Here is a 4,241-nt window from a genome sequence, read left to right as displayed (position 1 = left end):
TTGGATCCGTACCCGTCAGCCTCGCGCACGTGTACATGCAGCACCTGCGCGCCCGCGTTGTAGCAGTCCACCGCCTTCTGGATCTGCTCGTCCATGGTGACCGGAATGTCGTCGGAATCGCCGGGCAGGAACCCCGGAGCGTACGGGGCCACCTGGATGACCAGTTTCTCCTGGTTCTCCGGTAGCAGCGAATCATCGAGGTAGTGCATGATCGTCCTTCCTGATCGATATTGATTGCGCGGTGCGGAACTACCGCTACTCCGCGCGGCGACGCTCGAAGGCGTCGAGTTCTTCGGCGAGCACGGGGACCCCGATGTTGCAGGCGTGAATGCCCAGCACGGTGGTCAGCTCGAGCACCGCGAGGATCTCCTCATGAGACACGCCCAGCTCCAAAGCGGCGCGGATGTGGCGGCGCACTCCGGGCGAGTACATGTGCGTACACGCGGCGTCGACCGCGATGCTCAACAACTCCACGAACTCCGGGGACAGCACGCCACGGCGAATCGGCAGCGTGCCCATGGACATGAACTGCTCAGTCCACTCCGGGTCCCATTCGGATAGCTTGTCCCACAACGGATTCCACGCACCCTGGGCGCGCATTGCGTCGACGACGGGGGTGGGTACGGACTCGGTGGTCACCGGCAGCTCCTGTGATGCATTGGACGTGATACGCGTCACGGTAGCTGCCGAAACGGAGCTATGCTTGACCCATTGAGCCATACAATTTGACCCCTGGGGCCTAGGAAGGATGTCGATGACGGCGACGATGATTCGCAGCGCCGTGCTGTCCGGCTATGTCGATGTGACCCTGTCCCTCGGGCTGGACCCGATGCTGCTGCTGCGCTCGGTCGGCATCGGCCCCGCCGGATTGGCCGCCAGCGACATCTGGCTGCCTGTCACAGCGGTCGACCAACTCCTGGAACGCACCGCCGCCGAGGGGAATTGCGACGACGTCGGGCTACGCCTCGCCGAACGGCGAGGCTTGTCCGGCCTCGGCCCCGTCGCCCTCGTCGCCCGTGAAGAACCCGATATCCGCAGTGCGGTGCAGATCGTGCTGCGCCACATCACCCTGCACAATGAAGCACTGCGCGTCCGGCTCACCGAAATCAACAGCCTGACCAGTATCCACGTCCAGGCGGCTGAGGGGGTCTCGCTCGGTCGGCAATTCCGCCAGCTTTCCGTCGGTGCGACCTGTCGGATCCTGTGCGATTTCCTCGGCCCCACCTGGCGCCCGGTATGGGTCTGCTTCGCCCACCCCGCACCACCCGATCTCGATGCGTACCACCGGATCCTCGGTCCCTCAATAGAATTCGACCAGGACTTCGATGGCATCGTCTGCTACTCTCACGACCTCGACGCGGCGAACCCCCTCGCCGACCCCCTGCTCCGCCCCTACGTTCGCGAATACCTGCGAACACTCGCCCCGGCCGGCGAGTCCATTGCCGACCAAGCGCGCGCCGTCATCGAATCCCTACTGCCCACCCAACGCTGCTCGGCTGCCGTCGTCGCTGACCGGCTCGGCATGGGCCGCCGTACCCTGCACCGGCACCTCGCCCACGCCGGGGAAACCTTCACCGGCATCGTCGACACCACCCGCCTCGACCTCGCCCGCCGCTACCTCACCCAGCGCGACCGCACCCTCACCGACATCGCCACCGAACTCGGCTTCTCCGAACTGAGCGCCTTCTCCCGATGGTTTCACCGCCACACCGGCCACAGCCCCAGCCAATCCCGGCGCCACCAGTCATGAATCTCTGCGCAGTGGGAGTGTCGAAACAACGGCGAAGGCGAGCATCTCACGGCCGTTGTCGAACGGCATGTCCGCCCAGCGCAGCACGGAAATGGTTCGGATAACTACACAAACGTGACAAACCGCAGGCCGTTGACCTTCCGCTTTGCCGTTCTGTGGAGCTAAGGGGACTCGAAACCCTGCCACTACTCAGGAGTTTGTGATGTCTCGTGATTCCCGCTAGATCCCACTCCTGGCAGAACGATCCCTTATCCCAAGTGCGCGAACGTTTCTTGGACTATCAGCGTTCCCCAGGAAACCGCCGGTCAGAACCGGTCCCATCCTTATAGTGCCCCGCCGGGGCACGAACCTGCGACAACCGGATCAGAACCGTCACGCCACCGCTATTTGCCGATGACCAGCAGTTTCCGGTGTTGCAGCAGGTTGGCGTACTGGTCGATACCCCCTCCGGACACAGACAGTACGTCACCTAACCTGTTCTACCTGCGGTTATGCAGGAAGGGCTTGTGACGGCGTCGAGTCGAGTCAGTGCAGAACTGCAGGTGGGGGGCCTGTGGGAGTTCAATTCGGGTTCAGCTGAGAGAATCCTAAATAGCCGGCACGTCGGCCCCCGAATCATGGACAGTCATATCACGGATGTCTTTCCGGCTCCGCGGATATCGGTCGAGGCCTTCACACAATCTGGGATACGGCCCCGCTCGCCACGCCAATCAGACGAGGGTCTTATGCGGCATGTTCGCCGGTCGACTCGGACTAGTCGAGCACGCCGCGGTCGCCGAGCGGATCTGGTTCCAGCACGTCCTGGCGTGCCTGCCCAGGAGCGAATGCGACGGCGGCACGACGCCGGGCGACGCCAGTTTCGTCGTCGACGACAACGAGACTCTGGCCGACGTGATCGCCGAATTCGAGCGCGCCAGCGACCGTTCCCGCGTGATCGTCGCCGAATTCGACCTCGACGACATCAGGACACACCCACGCGTCGGCGACGTCAGCCTCCGATTTATCTATCTGCTCGCGATCGAGGACTTCGCACGTCACGCCGGCCACGGCGACACCCTCCGCGAGCAGATCGAACATCCCGCCGCGCCGAGCACCGACGGCCCAGAATGGCCTCGGGCACATGACATCTCGACAAGCACTACTTTGCCGAGTTGAGCGCGTTCGGCGGTGGCTGGGGTTCGACCGATGCATGGCCTACTGGTGGTGGATGGCGGGCCCGCAGCGCATCTCGACAGTCAGCCTCGCTGCAGTTTCGTTGTTCGATCAGATGGGCTGCACGACATCGCGAGCATGGTGGGGATGGTGCTGAACCACTTCTGATATTCAGTCCACTCGGTGGCTGGAATGTCGTTGTGCGGCAGGGATGGTGGTTCGTGGATTCCGGTGATCACCAGACCGTGGGCGGTCAGTTGCTCGGCGTACCACGACAGCGGGCGATGGTAATGACGGTGCCCACCGAAGGATTCGATCCACCGTGTTTCGTGCTCCAGGTATCCGGTGACCTTGCGGTAGCGCTCTCCCCCGGGTCCCTCATCGACGATGTCGCGGCTGAAGAAGGCCGGATGCAGGATCGAGAATACGAACACGCCTGCGTCCCGCAACGCGGCCGCGACATCGGTGAGCAGGCGGTCCAGAGCGGGCACGTCCATCAGAACCATGTGCGCGACGATCCGGTCGTATCGGCGGGCCGGGTCGGGCAGGCCGAGCGTGAGATCGTGTTGATGGAAGTCGATTTCGGGGTAGTGCGATCGCGCGGTGGTCAACAGAGCCTGGCTGCCGTCGATGCCCGTGACGCGGGCACCGGCCCGTCGTATCTGTTCGGCCAGCCAACCGTGACCACACCCCAGGTCCAAGACATCGAGGTCGGCGACCGGACCCAGATGCGACCACAAGAACTCATGAATCCGCCGATAGAAGCTGTCGGCAGGACCCGACACCGTCGTGGTATAGCTGTCGGCGGCCGCATCCCACAAACGCAGATCCTCAGAACTGTTCGTCACCGGCAAAGCCTGCCCGGCACCGGCACACCGATCAAGTCGTTATACCGCGACCCTAGTAGGACTTTGTTAGGTGGGAGAAGGTGTGGTGGCAGAGTGGGCAGGTACCGATCCAGATGGCAAGTGCGCGTTGGAATTTGCGGAGTATGCCGTAGAGATTCAGTCCTGCCCGCCGGCCTTTGGGTCGGTCAGCCGCAGGGTGGTGAGGAACAGGTGTGCGGCGGTGGTGAGGGGGGGCGTGCTGGTGCCAGCCGAGTCAGGAACGGCGGGACTTACCGACTATCGAGTACCCAAGGCATCGGGCGCGGTGTCAGCGTCATCGTTGAGTGCGAGCCCAACTGTGGTCGTCCCGGGCGCGGCTGTGCGCTGAGTCTTTCGGTAGGTGTAGGTGATGCCGATGATCAGGATTGCCAGGAGCGCGGCGGAGGTGCCATAGGTGCCCAGCGCGAGTCCGCCGCTGGCGTGGGGTTTGGACAGCCAGTCGCCCATGGTCG

General features: G+C 63.6%; 5 protein-coding genes and 1 pseudogene. 2 read left to right on the top strand and 4 right to left on the bottom strand.

All coding sequences use genetic code 11. The features are described 5' to 3' along the window. Positions 1 to 209 (bottom strand): 3-keto-5-aminohexanoate cleavage protein (locus ABZW16_RS43210; RefSeq protein WP_354961964.1); only part of this gene is annotated, 209 nt, incomplete at its 3' end. Positions 210 to 255: 46 nt separating this feature from the next. Further along, a complete protein-coding gene (locus ABZW16_RS43205) occupies positions 256 to 600 on the bottom strand; it encodes a carboxymuconolactone decarboxylase family protein (RefSeq protein ID WP_354961965.1) in 345 nt (114 codons plus the stop codon). 154 nt (positions 601 to 754) lie between these two features. On the opposite strand from ABZW16_RS43205, the gene ABZW16_RS43200 reads away from it, so the two are divergent. Together ABZW16_RS43200 and ABZW16_RS43195 are read left to right on the top strand one after the other, a co-directional pair. Next, a complete protein-coding gene (locus tag ABZW16_RS43200) occupies positions 755 to 1,750 on the top strand; it encodes an AraC family transcriptional regulator (RefSeq protein ID WP_354961963.1) in 996 nt (331 codons plus the stop codon). A gap of 732 nt (positions 1,751 to 2,482) precedes the next feature. Then, positions 2,483 to 2,905 carry a DUF664 domain-containing protein gene (locus tag ABZW16_RS43195; RefSeq protein ID WP_354961962.1) on the top strand — a complete coding sequence of 141 codons (423 nt, stop codon included), beginning with the start codon at positions 2,483 to 2,485 and terminating at the stop codon, positions 2,903 to 2,905. Between the two features lie 80 nt (positions 2,906 to 2,985). Here ABZW16_RS43195 and ABZW16_RS43190 read toward each other — a convergent pair whose 3' ends face one another. Together ABZW16_RS43190 and ABZW16_RS43185 are read right to left on the bottom strand one after the other, a co-directional pair. Then, positions 2,986 to 3,750 carry a methyltransferase domain-containing protein gene (locus ABZW16_RS43190; protein ID WP_354961961.1) on the bottom strand — a complete coding sequence of 255 codons (765 nt, stop codon included), beginning with the start codon at positions 3,748 to 3,750 and terminating at the stop codon, positions 2,986 to 2,988. Positions 3,751 to 4,026: 276 nt separating this feature from the next. Then, positions 4,027 to 4,241 (bottom strand): annotated as a pseudogene (locus ABZW16_RS43185) (hypothetical protein); the annotation flags it as partial.

The organism is Nocardia sp. NPDC004604, assembly GCF_040609795.1.
Lineage (GTDB): Bacteria > Actinomycetota > Actinomycetes > Mycobacteriales > Mycobacteriaceae > Nocardia.
The sequence above is the reverse complement of the archived record's forward strand: the minus strand, read 5'-3'. Positions and strand labels throughout refer to the sequence as shown.